The 26,570-nt window shown below is 52.8% G+C and carries 24 protein-coding genes and 1 rRNA gene; 9 read left to right on the plus strand and 16 right to left on the minus strand.

Annotated features, from left to right (window positions below; translation table 11 throughout):
- Positions 1-326 precede the first annotated feature (326 nt).
- The 3 genes from H7U12_RS13650 to H7U12_RS13660 all read right to left on the minus strand — a co-directional run bounded on the left by H7U12_RS13650 (position 327) and on the right by H7U12_RS13660 (position 2,884).
- Positions 327-1,034, minus strand: a complete 708-nt coding sequence (locus H7U12_RS13650) for a head GIN domain-containing protein (RefSeq protein WP_186638838.1) — start codon at positions 1,032-1,034, stop codon at positions 327-329.
- A gap of 83 nt (positions 1,035-1,117) precedes the next feature.
- Positions 1,118-2,143, minus strand: a complete 1,026-nt coding sequence (locus tag H7U12_RS13655) for a DUF3667 domain-containing protein (RefSeq protein ID WP_186638840.1) — start codon at positions 2,141-2,143, stop codon at positions 1,118-1,120.
- A gap of 222 nt (positions 2,144-2,365) precedes the next feature.
- Positions 2,366-2,884: a hypothetical protein gene (locus tag H7U12_RS13660; RefSeq protein WP_186638841.1), complete on the minus strand. Its 519-nt coding sequence runs from the start codon at positions 2,882-2,884 to the stop codon at positions 2,366-2,368.
- 241 nt (positions 2,885-3,125) lie between these two features.
- On the opposite strand from H7U12_RS13660, the gene H7U12_RS13665 reads away from it, so the two are divergent.
- Positions 3,126-3,584 (plus strand): GNAT family N-acetyltransferase, encoded by a 459-nt coding sequence (locus H7U12_RS13665; protein ID WP_241749356.1) that lies wholly within the window; start codon positions 3,126-3,128, stop codon positions 3,582-3,584.
- Positions 3,585-3,620: 36 nt separating this feature from the next.
- The gene (locus H7U12_RS13670) at positions 3,621-4,256 is read left to right on the plus strand and encodes a class I SAM-dependent methyltransferase (RefSeq protein ID WP_186638842.1); all 636 of its coding nucleotides are present in this window, start codon (positions 3,621-3,623) and stop codon (positions 4,254-4,256) included.
- 188 nt (positions 4,257-4,444) lie between these two features.
- Here the strand turns inward: H7U12_RS13670 and H7U12_RS13675 are convergent, their stop codons facing one another.
- The gene (locus H7U12_RS13675; protein ID WP_186638843.1) at positions 4,445-6,499 is read right to left on the minus strand and encodes a M56 family metallopeptidase; all 2,055 of its coding nucleotides are present in this window, start codon (positions 6,497-6,499) and stop codon (positions 4,445-4,447) included.
- A complete protein-coding gene (locus H7U12_RS13680) occupies positions 6,474-6,875 on the minus strand; it encodes a BlaI/MecI/CopY family transcriptional regulator (RefSeq protein ID WP_186638844.1) in 402 nt (133 codons plus the stop codon). Before H7U12_RS13680 ends, H7U12_RS13675 begins: the two co-directional genes overlap by 26 nt.
- Positions 6,876-7,155: 280 nt before the next feature.
- Between H7U12_RS13680 and H7U12_RS13685 the strand changes: the two genes are divergently transcribed.
- Positions 7,156-7,698 carry a hypothetical protein gene (locus H7U12_RS13685; protein WP_186638845.1) on the plus strand — a complete coding sequence of 181 codons (543 nt, stop codon included), beginning with the start codon at positions 7,156-7,158 and terminating at the stop codon, positions 7,696-7,698.
- 75 nt (positions 7,699-7,773) lie between these two features.
- On the opposite strand, the gene H7U12_RS13690 is transcribed toward H7U12_RS13685, so the two are convergent.
- Positions 7,774-7,983, minus strand: coding sequence for a hypothetical protein (locus tag H7U12_RS13690; RefSeq protein WP_186638846.1), 210 nt, complete (start codon positions 7,981-7,983; stop codon positions 7,774-7,776).
- 538 nt (positions 7,984-8,521) lie between these two features.
- Here H7U12_RS13690 and arfB point away from each other — a divergent pair.
- Entirely contained in the window at positions 8,522-8,926 is a 405-nt protein-coding gene (arfB, locus tag H7U12_RS13695; RefSeq protein ID WP_186638847.1) for an alternative ribosome rescue aminoacyl-tRNA hydrolase ArfB, read from the plus strand.
- Positions 8,927-9,960: 1,034 nt separating this feature from the next.
- Here arfB and H7U12_RS13700 read toward each other — a convergent pair.
- Positions 9,961-10,767: a DUF481 domain-containing protein gene (locus tag H7U12_RS13700; RefSeq protein WP_186638849.1), complete on the minus strand. Its 807-nt coding sequence runs from the start codon at positions 10,765-10,767 to the stop codon at positions 9,961-9,963.
- A gap of 388 nt (positions 10,768-11,155) precedes the next feature.
- The gene (locus H7U12_RS13705; protein ID WP_186638851.1) at positions 11,156-12,499 is read right to left on the minus strand and encodes an MBL fold metallo-hydrolase; all 1,344 of its coding nucleotides are present in this window, start codon (positions 12,497-12,499) and stop codon (positions 11,156-11,158) included.
- Between the two features lie 209 nt (positions 12,500-12,708).
- On the opposite strand from H7U12_RS13705, the gene H7U12_RS13710 reads away from it, so the two are divergent.
- Positions 12,709-13,536 carry a cyanophycinase gene (locus H7U12_RS13710; protein ID WP_186638853.1) on the plus strand — a complete coding sequence of 276 codons (828 nt, stop codon included), beginning with the start codon at positions 12,709-12,711 and terminating at the stop codon, positions 13,534-13,536.
- 594 nt (positions 13,537-14,130) lie between these two features.
- Here H7U12_RS13710 and H7U12_RS13715 read toward each other — a convergent pair.
- Complete coding sequence (locus tag H7U12_RS13715; RefSeq protein ID WP_186638855.1) at positions 14,131-15,024, minus strand: NAD(P)/FAD-dependent oxidoreductase; 894 nt, start codon at positions 15,022-15,024, stop codon at positions 14,131-14,133.
- Positions 15,025-15,386: 362 nt separating this feature from the next.
- Here H7U12_RS13715 and H7U12_RS13720 point away from each other — a divergent pair, with 362 nt between their 5' ends.
- The 4 genes from H7U12_RS13720 to H7U12_RS13735 all read left to right on the plus strand — a co-directional run bounded on the left by H7U12_RS13720 (position 15,387) and on the right by H7U12_RS13735 (position 19,603).
- The gene (locus H7U12_RS13720; protein ID WP_186638857.1) at positions 15,387-16,628 is read left to right on the plus strand and encodes an OmpP1/FadL family transporter; all 1,242 of its coding nucleotides are present in this window, start codon (positions 15,387-15,389) and stop codon (positions 16,626-16,628) included.
- Positions 16,629-16,639: 11 nt separating this feature from the next.
- On the plus strand, positions 16,640-17,944 hold the full coding sequence (locus H7U12_RS13725) for an SGNH/GDSL hydrolase family protein (protein WP_186638859.1): 1,305 nt from the start codon (positions 16,640-16,642) through the stop codon (positions 17,942-17,944).
- Positions 17,945-18,100: 156 nt separating this feature from the next.
- Positions 18,101-18,568, plus strand: coding sequence for a lipocalin-like domain-containing protein (locus H7U12_RS13730; RefSeq protein WP_186638861.1), 468 nt, complete (start codon positions 18,101-18,103; stop codon positions 18,566-18,568).
- A gap of 552 nt (positions 18,569-19,120) precedes the next feature.
- The gene (locus H7U12_RS13735; protein ID WP_186638863.1) at positions 19,121-19,603 is read left to right on the plus strand and encodes a hypothetical protein; all 483 of its coding nucleotides are present in this window, start codon (positions 19,121-19,123) and stop codon (positions 19,601-19,603) included.
- Between the two features lie 122 nt (positions 19,604-19,725).
- Here H7U12_RS13735 and H7U12_RS13740 read toward each other — a convergent pair whose 3' ends face one another.
- From H7U12_RS13740 to rrf, 7 genes are all read right to left on the minus strand, one after another.
- The gene (locus H7U12_RS13740; RefSeq protein WP_186638865.1) at positions 19,726-20,859 is read right to left on the minus strand and encodes a glycosyltransferase; all 1,134 of its coding nucleotides are present in this window, start codon (positions 20,857-20,859) and stop codon (positions 19,726-19,728) included.
- Positions 20,860-21,828 carry a glycosyltransferase family 2 protein gene (locus tag H7U12_RS13745; RefSeq protein WP_186638867.1) on the minus strand — a complete coding sequence of 323 codons (969 nt, stop codon included), beginning with the start codon at positions 21,826-21,828 and terminating at the stop codon, positions 20,860-20,862.
- A 9-nt stretch (positions 21,829-21,837) separates the two neighbouring features.
- Positions 21,838-22,374, minus strand: a complete 537-nt coding sequence (locus H7U12_RS13750) for a DUF4199 domain-containing protein (RefSeq protein WP_186638869.1) — start codon at positions 22,372-22,374, stop codon at positions 21,838-21,840.
- A gap of 23 nt (positions 22,375-22,397) precedes the next feature.
- A complete protein-coding gene (locus H7U12_RS13755) occupies positions 22,398-22,916 on the minus strand; it encodes a DUF4199 domain-containing protein (protein WP_186638871.1) in 519 nt (172 codons plus the stop codon).
- Positions 22,917-22,931: 15 nt separating this feature from the next.
- Positions 22,932-24,212, minus strand: a complete 1,281-nt coding sequence (locus H7U12_RS13760; protein WP_186638873.1) for a dihydroorotase — start codon at positions 24,210-24,212, stop codon at positions 22,932-22,934.
- On the minus strand, positions 24,196-26,148 hold the full coding sequence (locus H7U12_RS13765) for a BatA domain-containing protein (protein ID WP_186638875.1): 1,953 nt from the start codon (positions 26,146-26,148) through the stop codon (positions 24,196-24,198). Before H7U12_RS13765 ends, H7U12_RS13760 begins: the two co-directional genes overlap by 17 nt.
- Positions 26,149-26,491: 343 nt before the next feature.
- Positions 26,492-26,570: ribosomal RNA gene (rrf, locus tag H7U12_RS23030) — 5S ribosomal RNA — on the minus strand; the annotation flags it as partial.

The raw sequence follows: 26,570 nt of genomic DNA on the forward strand, positions 1-26,570 counted from the left end.
GGACCTTTTCATGCGGCCACCGCCTCAGAGATTTGCAAACTTCCGCCCATAGTAGGTCCAAGTTGAAAACTTGAACCAGAGAATGCACTTGATATCGAACTGAAAACCTGAACCAGAGAAAGCACTTACTAAATAGACATATGAGAAGTGGGCACTTAAATAGAACGCTGCTTAGCCTGGAAAATCTGCTTCGTTTGAGAAATTCGCCCAGTCTGCCCAAAAAGACAGCTTCTCCGGCCTTCTTACTTCCTGCTCGCCTACGGCATAACACAAACGCCCCGGCTGATCACTCGGCCGGGGCGTTTGTCTGGTAACAGGAAAGGAACTTAGATGGGTTTTACTTTGCCCATGCCGTTGTGGCTGATTTTGGGCGAGCCTTTGTAGCCGATGTTCACAATGCCGGCGGCATCTACATTCAGTTCTTTGGCCACGTTTACCTCGGCGTTGCTGGCTCCGGCGGCGTCAATGGACAGGTAATCGGTTTTGAGGTCAAGGGCTTTCAGGTTGGTGGCTCCGGCCAGGTCCAGACGCACTTTGGGGGCACTACCGCTCAGGGTCACTTTGGTGCCGCCGGCCAGTTCTGCCTCCAGTTGCTTCACCTGCACCACCATGGTGGCGTTGATGCCTCCGGCGAAGTCCAGTTTAAGCGTGCTACCGGTAATGGCGTTGGTGGAGGTGAGTTTGATGCCGCCGGCCAATTCCAGCGTTTGCAGATCTCGCACGGTTACGTAAGCCTTCAGGCGTTTGGCGTTCTTGATGCTGTTGTTCTTGGTTTTCACCACCAGAATGCCGTTTTCTACTCGGGACTCAATGAGCGGCAGAATGTTTTCCTCGGCTTCCAGTTTCAGGCTGGGGGTGGCGCCTTGGGTGAGCACCACCTCAAAACCACCGCTCACCCGCAGCCCTTTGAACGCACTCACAGACCGGGCCTCGGTTTTGATGATCCCGTTCCCTTGCACCCCTTGGGCCTGTACCTGAGACACCAACCCTATTAGGGCGAAGAGCAGTAAAAATTGAGCGAATGTCTTTTTCATGGGTGTAGCTGTTTTAGAACCGTTTTCTTTAAAAGATGCAGAAACTACCCAAAGGTTGCCTACCTCCGGGGCAAAAAAGAAAATCAAATGGCCAGACTCACCACCAGACCCAGCAGCAGCGTCACCACGCCCGTGACCAGGTACAGGAATAGCAGCGTGCACATGTTGAAGAACGTGCGCAGGTACCCGCGCTTGAACACCCGCAGCAAGCCAAAGAAAAGGTACAGAATGCCCAGCAGATTGGCCCAGCCAAACAAATCAAACGAGGTGAACAGGTACAATGAGAGCATGTACACAATGTACAGCATGAAATAAAAGCAGTGCAGGTGAATGCTGAAGATCAGGTGCTCCATGTAGAACCGCCGGGCCCGGAAGAAGACCAGCTTGAGCAGCAGCGCAAACACGGGCATGAGCACAAACATCATCACAGACAGGTACTTCAGCGCTTTAGCCGCGAGCTCAATTCTGGTGAGCCGCTGAAAATCGGCGGCTTTCTGGAGGAGTCCGCGGGAAAACCAGTTATGCGAAGTGACACCCATCTGGGTGAGGGCAGCGTCTAACTGCTCTTTGGAGGCGTGGTGCGGAATGCTGTCCAGCGCGGAGAATCGCTCCTTTTCTGTTTCATTGTTCACTACCAGCAGACTGTCAAAGTTGAGGTTGCGCGCTTCCAGCTCTTTCCGGATGGAGTCCCGGGCCTGGGGCCCCGCCTTGGTAATGAGGCTATCTACCTGAACAGGCGTCTCCCGGATGTCCTTGCCCAGGACCTCGTCACCGTTCTTGATATGGCCCGCCCGCAGCGAGAGCAGGAAAAAGAAGACAAACGAGATGAACACGTACAACCTAATGGGCGGCACGTACCCCATCCGGCGGCCCCGATGGAATTCATTGGTGAGTTTGCCGGGCGCGAACAGCAGGTACTTGAGCGTCACCCAGAATTTGCTGTCATAGTGGATGGTGCCTTCCAGCAGTTCCAGCGCCACGTGCTGGAAAGGAACGTTCAGGTCATGGTTCTCCTGCCCGCATTTAGGGCAGAAGTTATCTGGCTGTTCCTGGGTAAAGACGTAATCACAATTGGTACAGACCGGGTACTTCCGCAGATGCTTGCCCATAAAACAGATGAGGTTCTTCCTATATATCCGTAGCAAGATACTGCAAACCGCCGCAAGTAACAAAGGCACAAACGTGCGTAAGGCAATGACTCAGTCGATTTCCGTCCGGTACTAAAACCGCCTGACCAGCAAGGCCTCTGTCGCGGAAATTCTGGAAACATCGAGGGCTCTGTTTCAGGCCTTCTTTCCGGAAAACAGCCCTGAAACGGACCGCACCGCTTTTTACGCCCGCACCACGCCATTGGCTCCAAACCCTACGCCGCCTTCCTCCTGTGTATTGCTGAAAAGGCGCCAGAAATGGGCCGAGGTCTCCAGCACGCCCTGGCTGGGCTGCACGCGCAGGGTGCGGTTTCCTTCCAGGGAAATGGTCAACTCGCCCTCCGCCGAGGCGGTCACTTGCCAGACCCTGAGCGCGTCTTTCTGCCCCCGCGCCAGTTCCTGCAGTTTGCGGTCGCGCAGGTTGCTGCCGGGCACCTGCGGATCAAACGCCGGATCGGCGAGGGTTTGGGTATCGCGGGGAATCTCCACCTCCTCAAACCGAATGGTGACCGCGCCGGCCTCCTCCAGTTGCCAATGGCAGGCGACCTCCAGCGTCCAGGCGCCCACGTCCAGCACCAGGCCGTTCGCGTTCCTGATGTGCGCCTTCCCGAAGTGGAAGTACTGTACATGTCCCAGCCGGGTGGCTTTGGTGAAGGGCAGCCCCAGCAAGTGCTGCATTTCCGGAAAGAGGTTCTCACTCATACGCTCGTGTCTCAAGGCAATTACAAACGCGAAGGTACGGTTTTACCTGATGTGACGGCCCCTGTGTTTTGCGGGTATTTTCCTGAAAATGGCCCCAAAACGAGAACACCCGCAGGCAATCAACCAAACGGTTTTCTGTATATTGAGATGCGGTGATCTTCTATCAAAAGGAATTTCCCCTTTGCCGAAGGCGGAATCACCGGCGCATCAACGACAACAATCGAACACCTTACAAATCATAATGGAAATGACGCAGGAAGTAGTGATCAGGGAATACACCCCGCAAGACAAACCCGCCGTGCTGGAGTTGCTGCGCCTGAACACGCCCGCGTACTTCTCTCCGGAGGAGGAAAAAGACCTCATCCATTACCTGGAGCATGAACGGGAGCTGTACTTTGTGGTAGAACACGACGGCACCTTGGCCGGCTGCGGAGGAATCAACTTCTCAGGAGACCCCACCACCGGTAAGATCAGTTGGGACATCATACACCCGGCGTACCAGGGGAAGGGTTTGGGCCGCTCACTCCTGCAGCACCGGATTAACCTGCTCAAAAACCGAAAACAGGTGCGAACCATCTCGGTGAGGACCTCGCAACTGGTTTATCAGTTTTACGAGAGAATGGGCTTTGAACTGCTGGAGATGGTGCCGGATTACTGGGCCCCGGGATTTGATTTGTACCGAATGGAATACACCCGTTAACCGCCCGGACCTGCGCCTTTTCCTTATCTCAGCCACATGGACCGCTACGCAGAAACACTGGCCACCTGGAACCAGCTGGCCTCCTCCTACCAAGACTGGTTCATGGACCTGGACTTGTACAACGACACGTACGACGCTTTCTGTCGGTTGCTCCCAGAGCCGGAGGCCCGCATCCTTGAGATTGGCTGCGGCCCGGGCAACATCACCCGCTACCTCCTGTCCCAACGGCCCGATTTCCGGATCAAGGGCATTGACGCGGCTCCCAGCATGGTGCAACTGGCCCAAGCCAACAACCCTGCGGCAAGCTTTCACCTGATGGATGCCCGCGACCTTGACCAGCAACCCGGCCCTTTTGAGGGCATCATGTGCGGCTTCTGCTTGCCCTATTTATCCCGGGAAGACTGCCGGAAACTGCTTTTTGATTGCGCTTCCCTCCTGACCCCGAAGGGAATTCTGTACCTCAGCACCATAGAAGGCAACTATGCAACCTCCAGGTATGAAACCAGCCGTGATGGCCAGCAAAAGATGTACGTGCATTATTACTCAGAGGAAGACCTACGGCCCCTGCTGCAAGAGAACCGGTTTGAGGTGATAGAACTGACGCGCAAATCCTTTCCCCAACCCGATGGCACCGTTTCTACCCACCTGATTTTCATCGCAGAGAAAAATTAGAGCAGAGCGTTATCAGGAAACCGGATCAAGAAACCCGCCAGAACTCACAGCTGGTCTCCCGCGCAATTCCTGCAAAACCCCAACACACACAAATCCCCTTCCAGTACGTTTTTGCCGCCTTTTTCAGAAAACAGCTCTAAAACGCACCCGAAGGGGATCTTTGTTTTCACACTTCCATCAACCAGGTCTTACTTCGATTTTTCAGTGTGGCGGTTCGACTGGATTCTGAAGTTGGAGCCTTCTTTTTTCAGCAACAGTTCCACGTCTTCGCCGGTGGTGGCTTGCATGAGTTTTTTGTATTTCTGGAACAGGGCGTCAGACTGCTTCTTGTCGTTCACGTAAAGGCCGGATTTGTCTAGTTTAAATTCATAGTCCGCGTCGGCAGATTTGATGAGGCCATCAGACACCAAGGCCGCCTTGAGTTCTTTCATCATGGCGTCATGTTTCTTCATGCGCTCGTCGTGCTCTTTCATGCGCACCGCGTGTTCGGCCATGCGTTTCTCGTGTTCCTTCTGACGCACGGCGTGCTCGGCCATGCGGCGTTTATGCTCTTCTTCCCGGCGGGCCTGCTGCTCCTTTCTGCGTTCCTGGCTCACTTCCATCCGGGCGCCAAACTCCACCTGCCGTTCGGCAAAGGCTTCCATGCGGGCTTCGTACTCTTGCTGGCGCGCCTCATATTCTTTCATGGACGCCTCGTAACGCTTGTTGCCTTCCTTGTCCTCGGGGAGCGGGGGCACCGGCGGAACCGGAGGCACGGGTGCTATCTCGCTGCCTCTGAAAGCCGACGGAGTACGGGGCATGGGCGGCATGGGAGGCAGGGGCGCTAACCGGCCGAGGCCGCGCTCTTCAAGGTTGCCCAACGAGGCTTCCACTTCTTCCATGGCAGCTTCTACCTCTTCATCATCGCGGAGCGTTTTGCCTTTCCTGGCCGAGGCCAGTTGCTGGTCTATGCGGGACTGGTATTTGCCCAGTTCGCTTTTAGGAATCCGGCGGCCGTTAACGTACACCTCCACCACCTTCCCTTTTTTGTTCTGCACAATCACCAGGCCGTCTTCCAGTTGCTGCAACGTAAGGTCTTCGTCCAGCGCCTCCTGTTTTTCCTCGGCCGCGGCCGAAATCATGGCGTTGGCGGGAACCGGTTTCTCAGCGGGATTCTCGGCCTGGAGTGGCTTTTCAGGAACGGTGTAGTTGGCCCAGGCGCTGGCCGAGAACGCCAGCACGCCGGCCATAACGGCACAACTGGCCAGAAACCCTTCGGAGAAGGAAGGCCGCAGGGCGGATTTCTGCACTAACCGCGTGATACGGCTCAATAATGACCTCCGGCGGCCAGAAAAAGCCATGGCCAGGCGGGGAGAGGTTACGTTCGTTTTCATGATCAGTTCTTCTAGGTTAGTTAAGGCGTAAGCATAGGTGAGGGAATCGCCGCAGAGTTCCAGGGCGAGGTCATCGCAGGCGTGTTCCCGCTCGGTGCGGGCGCAGTCAGAGATCCACCACACGGCGGGGTGAAAGAAAAACAAGGTCTCCACCATGCTCTGCAGCAGGTTCAGGAGATAATCGCGCCGGTGGATGTGGGCCAGCTCATGCGCCAGAATGGCTTCTACCTGCGCCGTTGCCAGTCCGGTCAAGGCCCCCAGCGGCAGCAGAATCAGCGGTTTGAAGTGCCCGATGACCATGGGTACCTGCACCAACGCAGACTCAGTCACTTTCACCAACTGGTTTAGGCCCAACTGCCGCGACAACTCCTGCGCTTTCTGTTGCCAGACCTCGGGCACGTCCCGGGTGCGGTAAGACCGAAGCCGCTGTACATAGGCCCATCCGCCTAACACCCGCAGCCCCATGAGCAACAGGCCCATCAGCCAGAGCAGCACCACGGCCGGTAAGTGCTGGTTGAAATACGCCTGCCCCTGGGTTACTGCGGTTTCCCAGAAAGAAGCCGGAGCCGCTTGCAACACGGTGGTCTCCCACTGCACCCCTCCAGAGGTTTGCGCGGCAACTTCCTGGGGGGCAGCGGCAGGTGCATAGAGTTTCCAATACGTCACCACAGACACTACTAGCAGCGCCATCAGGGCTCCCCAGGTCACCCAGTAGCGGGTTGCCGCTGAGTGCCGGTGCATCAATCTCAGCAGGACCCCAACTAGCAGGGCCATCAATGCTCCTTGCCAGAGCGAGTGCAGCAGCGTGTACCCCAGGGCGTGGGTCACCTCCTGCGGAAGTACATCATGAATCAGCGTTTGAGGAGTCATCTTCCAGTTTTTTCAATAGGTGGCGGATTTGGTTTAATTCATCTGGGGTGGTGCGGTGATTGCCCAGGGCCTGCATGACCAGTTTCATGGCCGAGCCCCGGAACGTGGTGTCCAGGAAGCGGCCCAGGAGGTGCTGCTGGGTTTCTTCTTCGGTGACGGCGGCGCGGTACACGTGTGAGCGGCTCTCCTCATCGCGCGACACCAGGTTCTTCTCGAACATGATCTGCAGCAGCTTGAGAGTGGTGGTGTAGCCGGTCTCCTTGACTTTGCTCTGTTCTTCGTTCACAAACCGAACGGTGCTGGGCCCGTGCTGCCACAGGATCTGCAAGATCTCCAGTTCGGTTTCGGTGGGCTTTAAAGGGGCGGTATTCTCCATGGTATTCAACTCGGCTCTGTTCTACGACTTGTTTCGTAGACAATTATACGAAGCTTTTCGTAAAAAGAAAATTTAATCACGAAATATTTCGTAGATAAAAGCAAAATTCATCAACCCCTATAAAGTAGCTGATCTTCAGGCTCCTTAGGGCAACGTCTCTGCTTTCCCATCGTTTTTAAGAAAACGCCGTGAAAGAAAATGGAGCCGGAGGCGTTCTGCAGGTAAGCGCCCGGTGTATTTTTTGGGCAGCTGTTTGGTTATCTCTTCCGTACTTTACCACATGAAGAAAATATTTCTGGCCGGGCTATGCCTCCTGTTCATGGGTTGCCTGCCTGCCCTGGCCCAACGTTACAAAACCGCCGCCGGGGTTAGAATTGGCAACGACGAGTTTGGAGGAACCATTCAACAAAAGATTCTGGAAAAAACCACCCTGGAAGGCATGGTCACGGCCGGCACAAGGCAGGTGACAGCCACCCTACTGGCCGAGCAGCATTTCCCTGTGCTGGGGCAGCGCTTCAATTATTACATGGGCGGCGGGGTACACGGAGGCCACTTAAAGGACTACGGCACTATTTACGGCTTTGATGTGATTGGAGGCCTGGAGTACAAAGTCAACGGGCTCCCGTTCCTGTTGTCTGCCGATTTAAAACCAGCTATCCACCTGCGGCATGAGGATTGGTTAAGTTTCGGGGGTGCCTTCTCTATCCGGTACGTGCTGATCAAGGAAAAGCCCCCCACCCCGGGTCAGATCATCAAAGGCATTTTCAGCCCATCAGACAAAAAGAAGAAGAAAAAGAAAGAGTCTTCCTCCTCCTGGTTTTAGCCTAGCCACGTCTGGGCTGCTTTGGGCATGTTTTCAAAAAAACGGGCTCAAAACCGATGTAAACACCCAGCTTACTTACGCATTAAGGCTTACTTTACCGGTAGTTCCCTGGTGGTAGGTGATGGGCGTAGCAGTTTCCGCGTCTTCAGCGGTAGGCCCCGGCATGGGCGCACCAGACTGGTTGATGTAAATGACTTCCTGGTTGTAGCGAATGCCGCTCAAGGCATCCTGCAAAGCCAGGCCTGAACCAATACACATGGCGAATAATAAGACGATGAGTTTCATGGCATTAGATGTTAAAGGTTACTAAAAAGACTGCGTGAATGAGCGGGAGTAGCCTCCCTACCAAGCCAAAGCCAGTTTCTTTCTTCCGGTCTCCGTGTCCCGCTACAGTTAAAAGATGCACCGGTTGCTCTGTAGGTTGTCCGCTCTGGTAAGTTTCTTTTCCAAAGCCATGCCAGATGATAAATAGTTTACTTATAGGCATTTACAAACTAACACCTTTTCCCAATTGTCCACCCGCGAACGGATGATGTCCAGAAATGAACAAGGCTGATGCGGGGAGAAAGAAAAATTCCAGCAAGGCATAGAGCAGGAAACCAACTCTTATTTCAGGCGATGCTCCCCTTCACTTGAAGCGTGCCCTCCCCATGAGGCTTATCTTGGAAAGGATGAAGAGCGGTTCTCTTGAACTTCCGCTGAATTTCTCAGAGCTTGCCTGGGCTGATGTTAGTTTAGAGAGTGCTTCTTGCCAGTCCTTGGCTCCTGTATTTTCCTCCTGACTGGAGAAGTATCGCTCTGCCCTGTCTTACGTACTGTTCCTATGCTCCCAGATTTAACCTCAGAATTAACTTTCCAGACTTCGCGCAGCAGTGGCCCCGGCGGGCAGAACGTCAACAAAGTCGCCAGCAGGGTAGAGGTGTGGTTTTCCATTGCGAACTCCGCACTGCTCACTCAGGAACAGAAAGACCTGCTTCTGGAGAAATTGACCCCGCGCCTGAACAAAGAAGGGTTCCTGCACTTGGCCAGTCAGGAAGACCGCAGCCAATTGGCCAACAAAGAGCTGGTGGTGGCAAAACTGTACGAGGTCTTGGAACAGGCCCTGCACCGGCCCAAACCCCGCAAGAAAACCCGCCCGTCTAAAGCTGCTGTGCAGAAACGGCTGCTGTCCAAGCAGAAACACGGGCAGAAAAAAGCGAATCGGCGAGCCGGGGGTGGGGATGATTGATCTGTTTTGAGGCTGTTTTCCGAGAATTAGTTTGAAAAAGACTTTTCGTTTCTGGATTTGGTTTGAGGGTTTATAGAAGGGTGTTCGCTTTTCTATGGAGCGGATTTACTTCCGTGATTTTTCTTTCTGCTGCTGTCTTTTGGTTCGCTATGACGCGGATTTACTTCCGTGCCTTTTTCTTTTTATTGAGCTATCAACTGTTGAGCAGTCAGCCCGGCCCACCGTTGTTGAACAATCAAGTTAACTTCCCTTAAGCAGAGATTCCCCCTTTGAAGGGGGTGAAGGGGGATGTTTACACCTGCTGATCCATTTTCTTTATTGAGCCTTTGCTACTCCGCCCGCCGTTGTTGGTGTTCTCACCAACGACCATAACTGCTTTTCAAGTTAGCAACTCGCCCTTGCTCTCCACTTCCTTTTTGCCAAGCCTTGTGGCTGCAGATGCGGTCTGCCCGCGTTTGTCACTTTTCTCCTGGATGAGAAAAGTAACCAAAAGAATCATGAAGAAAAGAAACTCGCTGACGCTCAAACAGTCTTTTCTTCAGTAATCATGACACCTGGAAAAGCCTTCTGTTCCATAGCAGACGTAAGCAGCTGCTACTTTATCCGCCGCTGCATTCGCTCTCTCGGAACTGGGCTACGCATGCGGCCCAGTTCCGAGAGAGCGCAGTTTTCCGTTATTGGGTTAGAGCCGCTGCAGTGCCTGTATCGTCCTGCGGACGGAGATGAATGTCTGTGCGCTGACCGGTTTCGCTCGCCGTTGTTGGTGTTCTCACCGAGAACTAAGACTGCGGTTCAACTGCGAAAACTCCCCTCCTCGGAGGGGTAGGGGTGGGTTTCATTCCCATAGTTCAGGTTGCCAACTTGGACCTACCATCATCCGATGTTTGAAATACTAGGGCACTTAGCTCAACGAATTAATTATGGTGCCAAAGGGCAATACGCTCTTTAAGAAGGCTGTTCCAGAGAATCTGAAAGGGTGTTTTATGGGCAGTTTTCTAAAATGAGGCGGAAAACCGCAGGAGCTGCTTGCCAGGTTAAAAGCTGACCTGGATGCCGTTGGTGAGGCTGTAGAGGTAGTTGGGGATGGGCACGATGGGGCGGTTCTCGTAGGTGTGCGAGAAGTTGGTGGTCAGCTGGAAACGGCTGTTGATCTTCATGACAATAGACACATCGCCGCTGAACCGGTGCCGGGCCATCTCGGCGGGTTGGTCGTAGCCCACCTGGTAATAATGGATGGTGTTCAGTTCCAGAAAGGGATTCAGCGGCAGCCGGATGCTGGCGTAGTTGGAGAGTTTGGGGATGTGTTTGTTGATGTATCGTTCCTCTTCCAGGTGATGCCAGCGCTCAAACTCGTACATGACGCCCGTGCCCAAATGGAACTTGATGTTCTCCTTCTGCACCACGGCGTACCGGATGCCCGCCCCGGCCAGCATTCTCAGTTCAAGTCCGCGGTTGTAATCATACTGGGCCTGGCCGTAGGTTTCATAAGACAACCGATCTTTCCGTTTGAAGGTCACGCGGCCGTGCACGTAGCCCGTTTCTACCTGGGTCTCGCCTTTGAGGCGCACATAATTATAGGAGGCCAGCAGCAGATACGTATTGTGCTCAGACACGTAGCCAATGTTGCCGTTGCCCGTCAGGCCCAGGAAATGATCCGTGGCGCCTTCTTTGCCCACCGCCCGGTTGAACAAATTCAGGTTAACGCCTAGTTTACCGGTGAAGTAATTAGAAGAATCTCGTTCTACCCGAACTTTCTCTACGTTCAGGATTTGGGCCGAAGCGCTGGAAACAAAAAGGAGACAGACAAGACAGAGGAAAAAAGCACGCAAAAAAAAGAACATAAGCAAACGTGACAAGGCTCACCAGAGCACCATGTCATTTGATAAGTAAGAAGAAACGGCAGAAGCTCGGGAAGTTTTCGGATGGAAAAGCTCGTCCTAACTTCAGCCTTTTACCCGAAGTTATTTGATTTTACTGGAAACACCAATCTCTTTCGTACGGAATGGACTTTTGCCGCTTGAGATTCCGTCCATTTACCCCCCTTTGGCGCAGCACCTTTATCAGTTGACCCTTCCCTTTTTCCGGGATCTTATGGGTTCTGAGGAAGCAGTTCTCCTATATCCTTTCTAATTTTGAAAAAGCAATGTCCTGTCCTGCTTTGGGGCCGTTTTCACCAAAACGGCCCCAAAGCAGGACAGGACATCGACTGCCAGCAGGATTCCTTTACGCTTAGCTTCCTGCGCTGAACTCCTTTACCACTTCACTCAGGTCATAGACGGGTACTTCCTCTTTGGCTTGGGCCACAATGCTGGCGGCGGCCGCAGACCGATAGCCGCTGGCGCAGTGCACCACAATGGGTTTATCATCCGGGATCTCGTCCAGGCGCTCACGCAGCTCGGGCAGCGGAATCTCCAGGGCTCCGGGAAACACCCGCTTCTCCTGCACCTCGCTTGTGTTCCTTACATCTACAATGGTGTAGGCCCCGGGGTTGGCTTTGAAAGCGGCTAAGTCCAGCACCGGCGACTGCTCTGTGCCAGCGGGGGGCACCGGCAGGGCTCCCGTGATCAGGGATTCGTAGCCAATGCTGGCGGCCCGGCCAATCAGCTCGCGTAGTTTTTCCTCGCCTTCGCCGATGAGGTAAAATCCTTCCTCGGGGCCTACCACGGCTCCTAACCAGGTTTCAAACTTGGGGCCGTCCTGCAGGTTAATGGCGCCGGGCAAGTGCCCCTGCTTGAACTGTTCCTGCGAGCGGGTGTCAATGAGGAGGCAACTTTTGCTCAGTTTGTGATCGGGTTCCAGAATGGGCACCTGTTTTACGGCTGTCTGGAACTTGGGAGCGCCTTTCAGGTTCAGGTGCACATCGTATTCAAAGTATTTCGGGACGAAGGGCTGGTCGGCGGTCACGAAGGCCACAAACTCGTCTTCGGTCATTTCCTGGAGGGCGGGGTTGGTCTGCTTCTGCTCCCCGATGGTGCTGCACTTGGCATTGCTCAGGTTTTTCCCGCAGAGGCTGCCCGCCCCGTGCGCCGGGTACACCAGCACCGCATCGGGCAGCGGCATGAGTTTCTGGCGGGTAGAGTGGTAGAGTTGGCGGGCCAGTTTGTCGCGGGTGGCGGTTTCGTGGCCCGCGTTCTCGCGCAGATCGGGACGGCCTACATCGCCAATAAAGAGGGTGTCGCCGGTAAATACGGCGTGCTCTTTGCCGGTCTCATCGCGCAGCAACAAAGAGATGCTGTCTGGCGAATGGCCCGGGGTGTCCAGGGCCTGCAACGTTACCTGCCCGATTCTCAGGTCCTGGCCTTCGTTGAAAGGCTTGTGCTCATACCGGGCCTTGGCGTGTTTGCTTATGTACACAGGAATCTGCTTGGCTTCTGAAAGCTCCAGGTGCCCACTTACAAAATCGGCGTGCGGGTGCGTTTCAATGATGGCCGTGATCTTGGCATCATGAATCATGGCGTACTCTTCGTACTGGCGGGGGTCACGCACGGGGTCAATGACCGCGATCTCGAAATCATCCATGATGATGTACGAGAAATGGGCCAGCCCTTTGTCTTCAAATTGCTCGATCTTCATATCTCTTCCAGATACGTATTCAGGACCGGCATCGTTGGAGGCTACTTTCCTGAAACCGGCCCCAAAACCCGGCAGCTGCCCGCCCGATGAGGCTTTCCAGTGGATTCCTTTTCATTTTTACCGTAATTTGACACCCTTGCGCCGGGTGCTACGTTGATTCTTCTACCAGCCACCCGGCAGCGCACGCTCATTTTAACACAACTCACGTTATGCAGGTACCCAAAGGAACGTTGATAGCACTAGGCGGGGGCGATGACGATGGCCTGATCAGCCTGATCCGCTCTGAGCTTTGCAGCATTGACTCTAACATTGAAGTGATCACCACGGCCACCCTGGAGCCGATGGAGTCTGGACAGGCGTACAAAGAGGCGTTTGAGGAGCTGGGCTGCAACAGCGTGCGGTTCATGCACATTGACGAAGACAACGAAGCCGACAAGCCCGAGTACCTTTCGCGCATTGCGCAGGCCGAGGTCATCTTCTTTACCGGCGGCAACCAGCTGCGCCTGAAAGAGTTTCTGGCGGGCTCGCAACTGCACCAGCTTATGCAACGGCGCTACAGGGAAGAGGAAATCACCATTGCAGGCACCAGCGCCGGCGCGGCCGCCATGTCTGACCGCATGATCTACGAGGGCTACGGCTACCATTCCTTGCAGAAAGGCGAGGTAAAGACCACGCACGGCCTGGGCTTTATCCAGAATGTGTTCATTGACACGCATTTCACCGAGCGCGGCCGCTTTGGTCGGTTGGCGCACGCTGTCACCAAGCGTCCTCAGTTTGTGGGCGTGGGGCTGGGCGAGGAAACCGGCATTATCATCAAAAACGGCAATCACATAGAAGTCTTCGGCAACGGGGTGGTCACCATCATGGACGGCTCGCACGTGCGCTATTCCAATCTGGAGGAAGTAGACGAAGGGCAACCCATCGCGATTGAGAACCTCACCATGCACCTGCTGGTAGAAGGCCACGAATACTGCCTCTCTGACCGCTACTTCCGGAAGCTTTCGCAGCAGAAACGCAAAACTTCCAGCAAAACGTAACCTTCGTCGGGCAACTTCTCCGCTCCTGCATTTAGGGTCTTTTGTGGAAAATGCGCTGTAAACGGCATTGGCGGAGACACTCGTTGGAGCTGCGTACAACTGAGTCCTGAGTTCTGAGTCACGAGTCCTGAGTTCTGAGTCTACGAATAGAAGAAACTGGCGCGAGACTTCAGTCTCGTGACGTAGGATGATGCGAGTCTCCAGACTCGCCGGGAACCACGGGCGCATCAGCCGTGGAGCAGCTTTGAAGACCTGGCAAACTGTACTTCCCTCCTGAAAGGAGCTTGGGAACCAGTTAGGAAAGCCGTTTATCTACGCGACACAGGCGTTTGCCGCCAAACTCCTTTCTGGAGAGGACGATGGGAAAGCAGTAATTCCTTTTTCTGATCTTGTGCTTGCTCTGTTGAGGTGACAAGATCTTTCATAAGGGAAGGCACGGAAGTAACTTCCGCGCCATAGAGAGGCATTTCGTTTCTGAGTCCTTACAACTGATAATTCTTACTACTGAAAAGGTCCATTTCGGGGCGGTTTTCTGGAAAACTGCCCTGAAACGGACCTTACCTGCGGGGTTGGCGAACCCGGCATCTGCTGGTGTTATTCTCTGAATTCTTTCTGCAGTTCCATGTTGATGGCCACTCCTGCCTTGGTACCCTCGGCGGCGGCCACAATGACCAGCTGCATGTCGCGGGCCGCGTCTCCGGCTACGTAGAGGCCGGGCACGTTGGTTTGCTGGTGTTTGTAGGTTCTCACCACGCCTTTGCTGGTGAAATCGCACTGCAGTTGCCGGGCCAGGTCTGAGTGCTGGTCTGAACCGGTCGCGAAGAACAGGGCTTCGCGGTTTTCTACCTGCCCGTTCTTGAGCACGATGCGCTGCATGTGTCCGTCTTCGCCCTCCAGACGCTCAATGGCCGAGGTATTGATCTGGACTTTGTTGCGGGCCAGGAGTTCGCGGTCTTCGCGGGTGAGGCGGTTGGTGCCATCGGTGAAGAGCATCACGTCACTGCTCCAGGTCTTCAGGGACAGGGAGAGCCCAAGGGCATCTCGGTTCTTGCCATAGGCTGCCAGGGGTTTGTTTTTGGACTCATAGCCGTCACAGTACGGGCAGTGGTGGATGCTGGAGCCGTAGAACGGTTCTGCTCCGGGGATTTTAGGCCATCGGTCACACAAGCCGGTGGCCAGCAGAAGTTTTCTGGAAAGGTAAACTTGGTTTTCCTCATCCTCCACCTTGAATAGGTCGCCTTCTTTGGTGGCGCGCACCACCCGCTTTTGCTTGATGTCTACTTCATACTTCGCCAGATCTTCGCGCCCCAGGCGCAGAAACTCGCCCGGCGGGGTGCCGTCACGGGAAATAAAGCCGTTCATGGCGTGGGAATAGGAGTTTCTGTACACTCCGGTGTCAAACAAAGCCACTTTTCGCATACACCGCCCCAATAACATAGCGGCGCTTAAACCGGCCGGACCTCCGCCTACAATCAATACGTCATACATAGTATCTATCTCTTAACCAGTCATGGCTAAACGCATCTGGTAAAAAAGAGATGACCTGCGGGCTATTTTTTTCTGCGCGGGTTTCTACCGCCTCCTGAAACCTGGGAAATACCCGTCTTATCTGCTGTTGGGAGAGTCGCTACAACGCTGCCCGGCCCTCCTGTTTCTCCTCTACACCTTGGCTGGGCAGGCACAAACATGATTGCATTATTCTGTAGTAGTGCGCCACCCTCCAGCTTGAATAATTTTTTATAAAAAATATGGTGATATGCATAACATTATCTAAATATCTGTTCTATTTTTCTATATTTGATTACCAAATATGCAAGAACCTAAAACACTTATATTTAACTAGCAAACGCATGAAAAGTAAATTTTTAGCCTTATTGGGCAGTGCTGTGCTCTCTGCGGGCGTCGCCAACGCTGGAGGGTTCCAGGCTAACCTTCAGGGGCAAAAGCAGATAGGCATGGGGCACGTGGGCACCGGGCTCGCTCTGGACCAAAGTAGCATTTTCTTTAACCCGGGAGCCTTGGCGCATCTGCGGCAGAACGGTATCCAGTTAGGGGTAAGTGCGTTGAATGCGAAAATCGCCTACAGAGAACCAGCCGGCGGAATTTCAGAGGCTTTTACCGATAATCCGCTGAGCACGCCGTTCCAGGTATATGCCTCCTTCGGGAAAGAGGAAAGTCCGCTGCGCTTTGGTATTGGGGTGTACACGCCGTACGGTTCATCGGTGAACTGGGGCGACCAGTGGCAAGGGCGCTTCGGGCTGAACGAGCTGACTTTGCAGGCCATCTACATTCAACCCACCGTTAGTTACCGGATCTCCGACAAACTGGGATTTGGCGCCGGCCTGATTTACTCCATTGGGAGTGTGAACCTACAGCGGAGCATCCCGCTCCAGGACGCCAACTACGCTGAAAGCGGCATTGAACTGGACGGCGGTGCCAGCGGCTTCGGGTATAATCTGGGCGTTTATTTCCAGCCTACCGAGAAGCTTTCTCTGGGTCTGACCTATCGCTCTAAAGTAGAGATGGAAGTAAAAGAAGGCGATGTCACGTTCATGCTGCCTACATCGCCCGTAGTGGCGGGTCAGTTTCAGGCTACCCAGTTTGACGCCAAGCTTCCGTTACCGGCCAACATTACCCTGGGGATTGGGTTCAAACCCACCGAGGACCTGACCATTGGCGTTGACGTACAGCGGGTGCAATGGAGCGCTTACAAATCACTGCGGTTTGACTACAACGCCGGCATCCGGGGAGAAATGTTCACCGAGAGCCCTCGTAACTATGAAGACGTGTTTATTTACCGCGTTGGTGCTCAGTACAAAGTATCTGATATCTTAACAGTGCGGGCTGGGGCCTATTACGACAACTCTCCGGTACAGGCGGGTTACCTGACCCCAGAAACCCCAGACGCTGACTCCAGAGGCGTGTCTGCCGGTTTAACCCTGGCTCTCAGCGAGAAGATTGACCTGGATGCTTCCTTCCTGTACATCAACAAGAAAGAGCGCACCGATGACGCCAGCAAATCTGGCGGTGTGGCTGGTACTTACAAATCAGTGGCCTATATCCCGGGCGTAGGCATCAATTACAAGTTTTAACGTAAAGCATCATGAAGAACATATTCTATAGATTAGGCGCTGCCGCTCTTCTTTCCAGCGTTTTCTTATTCTCTGGCTGTGAACCCGAGTTTGAGGAGGACATTACCGTTAGCCGCGGCCCTCTGGACTTAAGCAAGTACGTGGCGGTGGGTAACTCCCTAACTGCCGGTTTCCAGGACAACGGCCTGTACCTGGAAGGCCAGGTGTATTCTTATCCCAATATTCTGGCCAACCAGTTCAGCTTTGTAGGCGGCGGGCCTTTTACGCAACCTTTGTTTACCAATGAGCAACGCAATGGCTCTGGGTACATCCGGTTAACAGGCTTCTCTTCCACCGGCTTGCCCACCACTGAAAACGTCACCACCAACCTGGCGGTAACGGGCATGGGCGCTGATGGCAAAACGCCTTTACTGACCAAATTCACTGGCGAGGTGCAAAACCTGGGCATCCCGGGCATCCGGATGAAAGACGTGGTGACACCGGGTTACGGCTTCAACAATCCATTGGGCTTCAACCCGTACTACCAGCGTTTGCTGCCCAACGAGGCAACTCCCGCCGGAGGTTTGCTTCCGTACGTGAACAAAGTGGCTTCCGTAAAGGGAACCTTCTTCACCATGTGGCTGGGCAACAATGACGTGTTAGGCTTTGCCACTTCGGGCGGATTATCTCCCATCACGACGGACACTGAATTCCAGTCTGCCCTTGACGCCATGATGGCGGTACTTCCCGCTCAAGGCGTGGTGATTAACATCCCAGATGTAACGTCTGTGCCTTTCTTCACAACTAAGGCAACTGCTCTGTTAATGAGCCAGGCGCAAGCAGCTAACGCCAAACTGTACATCACTACCGGCGCTGGCGCGGTGCGCGAGGCGAAAGCAACTGATTTCGTGTTGCTTACTTCAACGGTTGGCACCCCAGAAGCACTGCCAGGCGTGCCTCAGCCGGTACCGCACGGTTTCTCTCCTTTCAATCCGCTGAGAAATCAGGAGGTACTGGATGAGACCGAGACGGCGGCGGTAAAAGCGGCTACCCAAAACTTCAACACCAAACTCTCTGCCGCCGCTACGGCCAAGAAAGTGGCCTACGCAGACATGAACGCGTATTTCAACACCATCAAGCAAGGGTTCACGCTTAACAACATCGCGTATTCACCGGCTTTTGTCACTGGTAACCTATTCTCTTTGGACGGTGTGCACTTAACTCCCAGAGGATATGCGATTGTAGCAAACAACCTGATCTCTACCATCAACTCGTATTATAAGGCCAACGTGCCTACCATTGACGTGACCCAGTTCCGGGCGGTGCTTATCCCGTAAGCGGAATTTCACCCTAGTATCTAACAAAAAGACCAGTCCGCCAGGCTGGTCTTTTTGTTGGCGCAGGTTGTTCCTCTATACTACCTCCAGATTTTCGCTCGTTTTTAAGCTTCTAACCAGCTACATTCGTATACAGGCTACCTTACATCTGAACCTATGAAAAAACATCCTCTCCTTCTTCTCCTTTTCTGCTGCACCCTTTTCTTCAGTGCCTGCAGCGACGATGACGACGCAACCCCATCTAAAGAGGATATGCTGATGAACAAACGCTGGCAGATCACCGCTTTGGAGGTAGCTCTCCCAATCATTGGTTCACAAGATCTTTATGAAGACTTTGAGGACTGTGAAAAAGATAATTTTATAGAGTTCAGGGCTAACGGAGTGGTGACGGTAGACGAAGGAGCCACCAAGTGCGACGATTCTAATCCACAACAGTACCCCGGAACTTGGACGCTGGAGGGAGATGTGTTAACCATTAAAGGCGCCGGCTCCTCCTTTGGCTTGCCGGTCAATGACTTGAAACTCACGATAACCCAACTGTCGGGCAACAGCCTAGAGGGAGAATTCTCCCAGTCTATTTCCGGCTATGAGATAGATGGTACCGTTACCTTAAAGACGATGTAAGCCGATCACTTACGCGTCATTATACTTTATGCAAAACAGAAGAGGGAGCCTAGGCTCCCTCTTCTGTTTTAAGGGCATTTTAACCAAATCAAGCCAAAAATGAGTTGTTGAACGGCACCGTTTTCCGGCCGGCCTCTACTGCAAAAAAATCCTCTCAGGCTGTTCCTCAACCTGAACTCCCTTCAGACTTTCCGTGCTTTGATAGAGCACATCTCCTTTGGCTCTCGTTTCCAAAAAAGAGCCTTAAAACATGCCTTTGAAGAACTTCACGCTTCGCAAGCACGGAGTTCACAGGCAGTCCCGCTAAATTCCTCCCCATTTTTTATCCTGATTCAGTAATTCCTTTTGCCGCCTTCACCTGCCTGAAATCCGGTTTCAGGCAGTTCGTGCCCGCTTCTCATTTCTTGGTGGTAGGGGTTCTTCCCAGCGGCCTGGTCTTACTAGCACAAACACCAAGTACTTCACCAACAACTACTTGCAGCATAAAAGACCAGTATTCAAATCCATTTCTAACCTATATCCATGTTTCTTTCACTTAATCAATTCCCTGTCATGTTAAAAAAATCTTACCTCCTGACCCTCTTAGCCGCTTTCACGTTGGTGTTCTCTTCCTGTGACAAGAACGATGACAAAGAAGAAAACGACCCGAAGCCAACTGTAGAAGCTCAATTGGCCCAGAAAACCTGGGAACTGGATGAACACGAAGTTCAGTTCGATGGGCAATCTCCCCAGGACATTTTAGAAATTGTGCAAGGCCAAGCTGGCACTGATGACATTGCCTTCAAACTGGACGGAAAGGGAGGGTTTGCCCTTCTTCTGGACGGCGATGAAGAGGAAGAAGGCGATTACGAGTACGAAATAGACGGTGATAACATTATCTGGAACTATCCTCTTACCTATACCTGGGCCGAATCTGAAGATGACATCCATGAATACGAATTTGAACTCAAGGGAAATACCTTGATCCTTACGGTTGATGGCACCGATCTGGAAGGAAACGACTTTGAGGAAACCATCACCTTTAAAGCAAAGTAGGAAAAGACCTTGCCAGCAGGAAACAGGAAAGGGAGCCCGTAAGCTCCCTTTCCTGTTTCTGGTTATGTCTGGTTGATGTTGGCTTTCTGTTTTAGGCCTCCTTTTCTGATAACAGCCTCTTTTTAAGGTGATAAGTTGGCAGCTTCCATGATGGCTCCCGCAAGAGCTTCCCAGGTGTACTGCTTCTTTTCTTCTTTTATGTTAAGGACCATCTCCTCTGCATTTCCTTCGTGGTAAAACCTTTCTATGGCGTCTGCGATAGCCTTGGGGTTTACTTCCACCACATAGCCTACTTTCTGATCGGGGATCATTTCCTTTAGTCCTCCCACACTGGTGACAATCACGGGTACCTCAAAATGGTAAGCGATGGGCGTGACGCCGCTCTGGGAAGCGTGCCGGTACGGCTGAACCACCAGATCGGCTACGGAGAAGTAAGCCGTCACTTTCTCATGCGGAATATACTCGGTGGCTAGAATCACATGGCTTTGCAGATGACCTTCCTCTATGATGCGTTGGTAGGTATCGGGTGCCTCGTAGTATTCTCCGGCTACAATCAGTTTGATGCCTCTCTCCTGAAGGCGGTGGTCTTTCATGGCTTCCAGCAGCAGGTCTAATCCTTTGTAATGCCGGATGAACCCGAAGAACAGGATGTACTTCCCCTCGGGGAGATGCAGTTCCCGCAGCGCATCTGCCCGTGCCATCTTCGGCCCATAGGTGTCATAGATGGGATGCGGCCTACTCAGGATAGGCTTGGTCTGGTTGAAGGTCTTCAGCTCCTGCGTAACCGTAGCCGACATGGTCACGAAGGCATCACAGGCATCCACGAAGTATTGGGTCAGCGCTTTGTCGCCGGGCCGCTTTTCATGGGGCACCACGTTATCGGTGAGCGCTACGACTTTGGTATGTTTATTCCCTTTGATGATTCTGGCCACGGTGCCTAAGCTAGGCGCCATGAAAGGCAACCAGTACCGGAACAATACCAGGTCTGGTTTCAACTGCCTGATTTTACGGCCCAGAGAAACCCACGTCAGCGGGTTGATGGAACTCAGCTTGCGGGAGATGGTAAGATCTTGGGGGGCAGGCTCCTCTACAAACTGGGTTTTCCCGGGGAAGAGAACCGACGGGTACTGAGTGGTGAAGGTATACATCTCCACCTGGTGCCCCAGCTGCTGCCAGATACGCGCCAGGCTTTCACTTGAAGCGGCAATCCCTCCCCGGAACGGGTACGCGGGACCAATGATGACAATATGGGCCATTTAACTGAACCCGATGTTGTCCCGGATCAGGTACTCATCTTTCCGTCTGCCTGCCAGGGAGATCATCTCGGCCAGGAAACCAGCCAGAAATAGCTGAACGCCCACGATCACCGCCACCAACGCCAGGAAGAAAAGCGGCTGATCCGTCACGTTCCGGACCATCTGGTTCTGGAAAGAGTAGTACACCTTTTCGATGACCAGCCAGGAAGTGATCAGAAAACCGATCAAGAATGAGATAGTACCCAAACTCCCGAAGAAGTGCATGGGGCGCTTCTTGAACCGCGAAACAAACGTGATGGACATCAAATCCAGGAAACCGTACACGAAACGCTCCAGCCCGAACTTGGTGGTGCCGTACTTCCGCTCGCGGTGTTGCACTACTTTTTCGCCTATTTTGCCAAAACCGTTCCATTTGGCAATAACCGGAATGTAGCGGTGCATCTCGCCGTAGACTTCAATGCTTTTCACCACCCGCTCATCATAGGCTTTCAGGCCGCAGTTGAAATCGTGCAGTTTGATTTTGGAGATCTTGCGGGTGGCGGCGTTGAAGAGCTTGGTGGGAAGGGTTTTGCTCAACGGATCATAGCGTTTCTTTTTCCAGCCAGATACCAGGTCATAGCCTTCGTCCACAATCATCCGGTAAAGATCCGGAATCTCGTCTGGGCTGTCCTGCAAGTCGGCGTCCATGGTGATGACCACGCGGCCCTGCGTTTCCCGGAACCCCACGTTCAAGGCCGCCGATTTACCGTAGTTGCGGTTAAACCGGATGCCTTTCAGGTTTGGGTTTTGTGCTGACAACTCCTCAATCACTTTCCAGGACGTATCCGTGCTGCCGTCATCTATTAAAATAACCTCATAAAGAAAACCGTGCGATTCCATCACACGGTTTATCCATTGGGTAAGTTCTGGTAATGACTCCGCCTCGTTTAAAAGGGGGATTACCACAGAAATATCTACTCTATGCTGCATGAATATTTTTTACTCGAACTCTGGACGGCTTCTCTTCATGATAGCCGCAATAATAAGGGACAAAAAGAAACCTAGAATAACTGCTCCTATCAAGCCCATCACCAACATCATTTCTGGGGTGGTAAACTTCTCGGTCATGCTTACTGCCTGCTCAATCTGTTCATCGCTCATCCCTTTGTTTTCCATTTCCTCAATAGAGGAATTCCGGATCTGCTCCAGCACGTTGGGGTCCACAAACTTCAGATAGATGTAGGTAAAGAGCCCACTTAGTACCCCGGAAACCGCTGTTACAATAGTGCCAGTGCCCAGCCCCTGGCCATACGACATGAAACCGCCATTCTCCTTTTTGAAATAGTTGTACGCCAACACAATCCCTATGATAGGAATGATCATGCTCGCGTAAGACAGCCCTTTGTTGGTATGAAGGCCAGTCACATAAAGGATAAGGCTGAAAATAATGGAGATAAAGGCTGTGATGACGCCATAGCGTATGCCTACAGAAGAGGGAGTCACGGCTGGCTCGTGCATGATTGCTTGTTCGTTCATGATTCTTGGTTTTGGTTTTTGGACTACTTTCTGAAAAACACGCCTAAAACGATACTGATAAAGAAACCCACCACCATTCTGTTCACGAAGCTGATCTGCGCCAGGATATAAGCGTTCAACTGATTCAGGTTCTGGTACGCATTTTTATAATTTACCTCTCCCATCACCTGTAGCAATTCCTGCCTGGTCAACTCCATTCGTTTCTGACTCAAGATAATATATTCTTTGATCATTTGTTCGCCCGCAAAAACAGAATAAATGCAGAGCAGCATGGCCGCGGTGAAGGCCAGAAAGAAAGTAGTCTGCAATCCTACCTTAAAAGCTTTCCCAAAACCCAGCTCAGCGTCATGAAACTTCTTGAAGTATTTAAGAGCCAGAAAAGTGAAAATAGAGCCAAAGATAAAGGTAGAGGAGTACTCGCTGGGGTTGTCATAGGCATTCTCAAACCCGGTGAGGGCCAGAATCATGATATACACAAAACTCACGATGCCTCCCGTGACGCCATATCTGATGGCGGTATTGGTAACAGCTCTGTCAAACATCTGTCTTCGTCTTCTCTAGTTTTGGTAGGCGGGGTTCACCGTGAGTTGCCCGTTCAGGTAGGTGGCGTACACACACCCTTTCAGTTCGCGCCCCAGGAACGGACTGTTCTTGGCGGCCGAGGCATTCAGGCGTTGGTCAAAAACCCAGGTTTTGGTGGGGTGAAAGAAAGTAAGGTTAGCGGCGGCGCCCTCGGCTAAGGTAGGCACCGGCAACGCTACTATCTCGCGGGAACGCACGGCCAGCTTTGCCACGATCTCTTTCCAGGAAAGATGCGAGGACAGCGTTTCGTTTGCCACGGAGAAGGCGGTCTGCAACCCGATGATGCCGGCATCTGCCAGGTCAAATTCCAGTTCTTTCGCTTCCTCGTTCCAGGGCGTGTGCGCCGAGACAAGGGTATCAATGGTTCCGTCCTGCAGACCTTCCAAGATGGCCGCGCGGTCAGCTTCGCTTCTAAACGGCGGCATGACCTTGTAATTGGTGTCAAAGGGCTCCATCATCTCATCAGTAAAGGCGCACTGGTGCGCCGCCACATCACAGGTCACCTGCAAGCCTTGCTGTTTGGCTGCCCGCACGGCGTTGATGCCGGCGGCGGTAGACAGCTGGGTAAGGTGAAGTTTTCCCTGGGTGTAGTTGAGGAGCTGTAAGTCGCGGGTGATCTGCACCTCTTCGGCAATGGCCGGAATTCCCTTCAGGCCCAACCGCGTACTGGCCGTGCCTTCGTGCATTTGTCCGCCCGCTGATAATTTTCTGTTTACGGGCTGATTTATGAGAACTCCGCCAAAAAGCTTCAGGTACTCCAGGGCTTTCAGCACGGTGTCCTCGGCCTGCAGAGAGTCGGCGCCATCAGAGAAAGCGATGGCCCCGGCGGCTTTCAGGTCCAGGATCTCGGATAAGTCTTTTCCGTCAATGTCATGCGTTACCGCCGCCATAGGATGTAAACGCACAAATCCTCCGGCAGAAATGTTCTTAAAGTACTCCACCGTAGAACGCGTCTGGATGATGGGGTTCACGTTGGGCAGACACGCCACCTCGGTGAAACCGCCGAAAGCCGCGGCCTGCATGAAGTTCTGCAACGTTTCCCGATGCTCGTAGCCGGGCTCGCCGCTGAAGGCGTTCAGGTCAAACCAACCAATGGAGCAATGCAGGCCCTGGGCCGGGATAACTTGCACGTTCGCCTCTTCAATGGAGGGAGCCACTTGTTTTATCTGCCCATCTTTCAGCAGAAGGTCTACTGTTTGCCCGTCAAGGTCTGATGATGCATCAACGATGGTAACCGCTTTAAATAGGAGATCCACTTTTTTTAGTGCTTAAAATGACTGCCTCCATCACGAGACACAGAAAACACAATATTAGGCAATATTTCCAAAGGGATGAGTTGCTCGCTTCGTTTTGCAGCTGTTTTTGCAATGATACCCGCTCTTTGGGCTCTATCACCTGAACATTGGCGCCATGATCGGCGAGGATTTCCTTCAGTTCGTTTACGCTGTAACTTTCCAGCCTTGATTCTGCCCGCGGAACGTTCAAGGCAAGCTGGCCCAGGATTTTGCCGTCTCTCACCAGTTGGTAAAAACCAGGCTTGCTCACATCTTTAGGCAACGTCATGAACAACTGATCTTGCCGAACCCGCTGATCTGGAATAAAGGTCTGGTTGCCCATGCGCAGCGCATAAGGATTCTTGGAAGTCGCTTCGTTCCTGATCGGGAGGGCGATACTGCCACTGGCGGGCTGATGAGACAAGACGGTTTTAGCATTGTCTGTGGATAACGCCAGCTGATACAGCACCGGGACAAACAACGGGTGCGCCACCAGAGAGGAGGCATTGGTGACAGGAGACGCAAACAGATGAATGTTTCCGTTGCCAACTTTAAACGTACTCAGGAAGGGAGCATTATCGGTGAACCGAAGAATGGTATGAAAGGAGCTCTGCCATCTAAGCACGGGCGTGGCTTCCGGCATTTTCATGTTTTTGACCTCTTTTTCGAAAATCTGCCGGAAAAAGGAATCGGACAGATCGGGTTGCTTGAGCGGTTTAGCTCCCACCTCTTTGCTTTCCTCGCTTATTCCCCGCAATCCAATACTGGACAGGAAACTCAGAGAAGATTGCTGCAAAGTGGCACCCGGGATCAACAGCACAGAGCCGCCGTTCTCCACCCAATTCTTTACCTGAGTGGCCAATGCAGCAGTAGCTCCGCCTGCCGGAATATCTAATATCCACAACCCCGAACCACTAGTAACTTCTTTGGAAAACGTAAAGGCCGGTTCAGCCCTGTAAGCCTGCACCACCGGATCTTTCCCTGCCAGCGACCTATTTACTTTGATATTAATAGAAGACGGTTCTGGCAGTACAATGTAATACTGATTGTCAAACGTGGTCTCAGGATCATCCACGGAGAAGGTGATCGGCCGGGCTTCTTTTTTGGTGAGCGGAATCTTGAAATGCGCAACTGCTTTCTGGCCCGGATCTAGCAACACCTGGGTTGCGCCCAGCAATTGCTCCCCCTCAGCTGCAGTAATCTTCACCTGGTTACTCTTATCCAACAAGCTTCCCACTACCCGAACGGCAATATCAGCCATCGACTCAGGCATCAGAACAGGTTGTTCCAGCCAGACAGAATCAATGTAGAGATTGGGGGTTTGGCTATTGGCCATTGACACCAGCGTAATAGCCTGGTTCTTAGGAAAGGTTTTCAGTACCTCTACCGGGTACCCCGACTTCTGGAAATCGGAAAAAAGATACGTGGTAGTAGATCTACTTTTTTCAGTGATGCCCTCTATCAGTTCCTGTGCCGAGACAAAGGAGGTAGGGCTTTCAGGCAAAGACAGAGAATCTGTGGCTACGATTTGATTAGATTGAACGGAGTTGCCGGAAGATATTCCTCTGGCAGCCGAAACCGCTTCCTCCGCTTTGGTTCTTCCCTTCTCTAAAGAAGAACTTTGCATGCTCCAGGAATTGTCCAGAATCACCGATGTTTCAGCGGCGGAAGTACCAAGGTTCTTTTTACTTTGAAAGAGAAATAGCAAAAACGCCCCCAAAGCCGCCGTAACAAACAGGAGCCGCAGGAACAACAGCAGGTAATTGTTTATTCTCCGCACCGATTTGGTTTTAGAGATCAGAGCCGTCAAAAACTGGATGTGGGAAAAATCAAGCTTCTGTCTCAACCGAAGGCCAAAGAAGTGAATGAAGATTAACAGAGTGGCAGCAATCGCTGTTCCAGATATGAGAGGAAGCATTTACTAAAAGCTGTTTACATGTGAAGGTACACATTTGCTTCTAGAACTAATAACTGAGGAGGATTAGTATAAAGTCCGATGTAAAGGTACTAATATAAGGAGATGTCTCACTCCGGCATGTTCCCGTTTCGGGGCCGTTTTCCGAAAACCGGGCATTAAACGCCGAGGGACATCCAACCCAAGGTCCTACTGCTCTTCCGTTTCGGGGCCCATTTCATTAAACCGGGCCTGAAAAGCCAAGTACCATCCGGTGACCGGGCATCCACCTTCTCTAAGTCCCTTCTCCGGTACCCGTGTAAACGCGAACAGCCCCGCCTGTTACCAGGGGGGCTGTTCATAAGGGGGTTGGCGGCTACCTACTCTCCCGCGTGTGACCGCAGTACCATCGGCTCGGCGGGGCTTAACTTCTCTGTTCGGAATGG

The sequence above is a fragment of the Rufibacter sediminis genome, from assembly GCF_014269285.1.
Lineage (GTDB): Bacteria > Bacteroidota > Bacteroidia > Cytophagales > Hymenobacteraceae > Nibribacter > Nibribacter sediminis.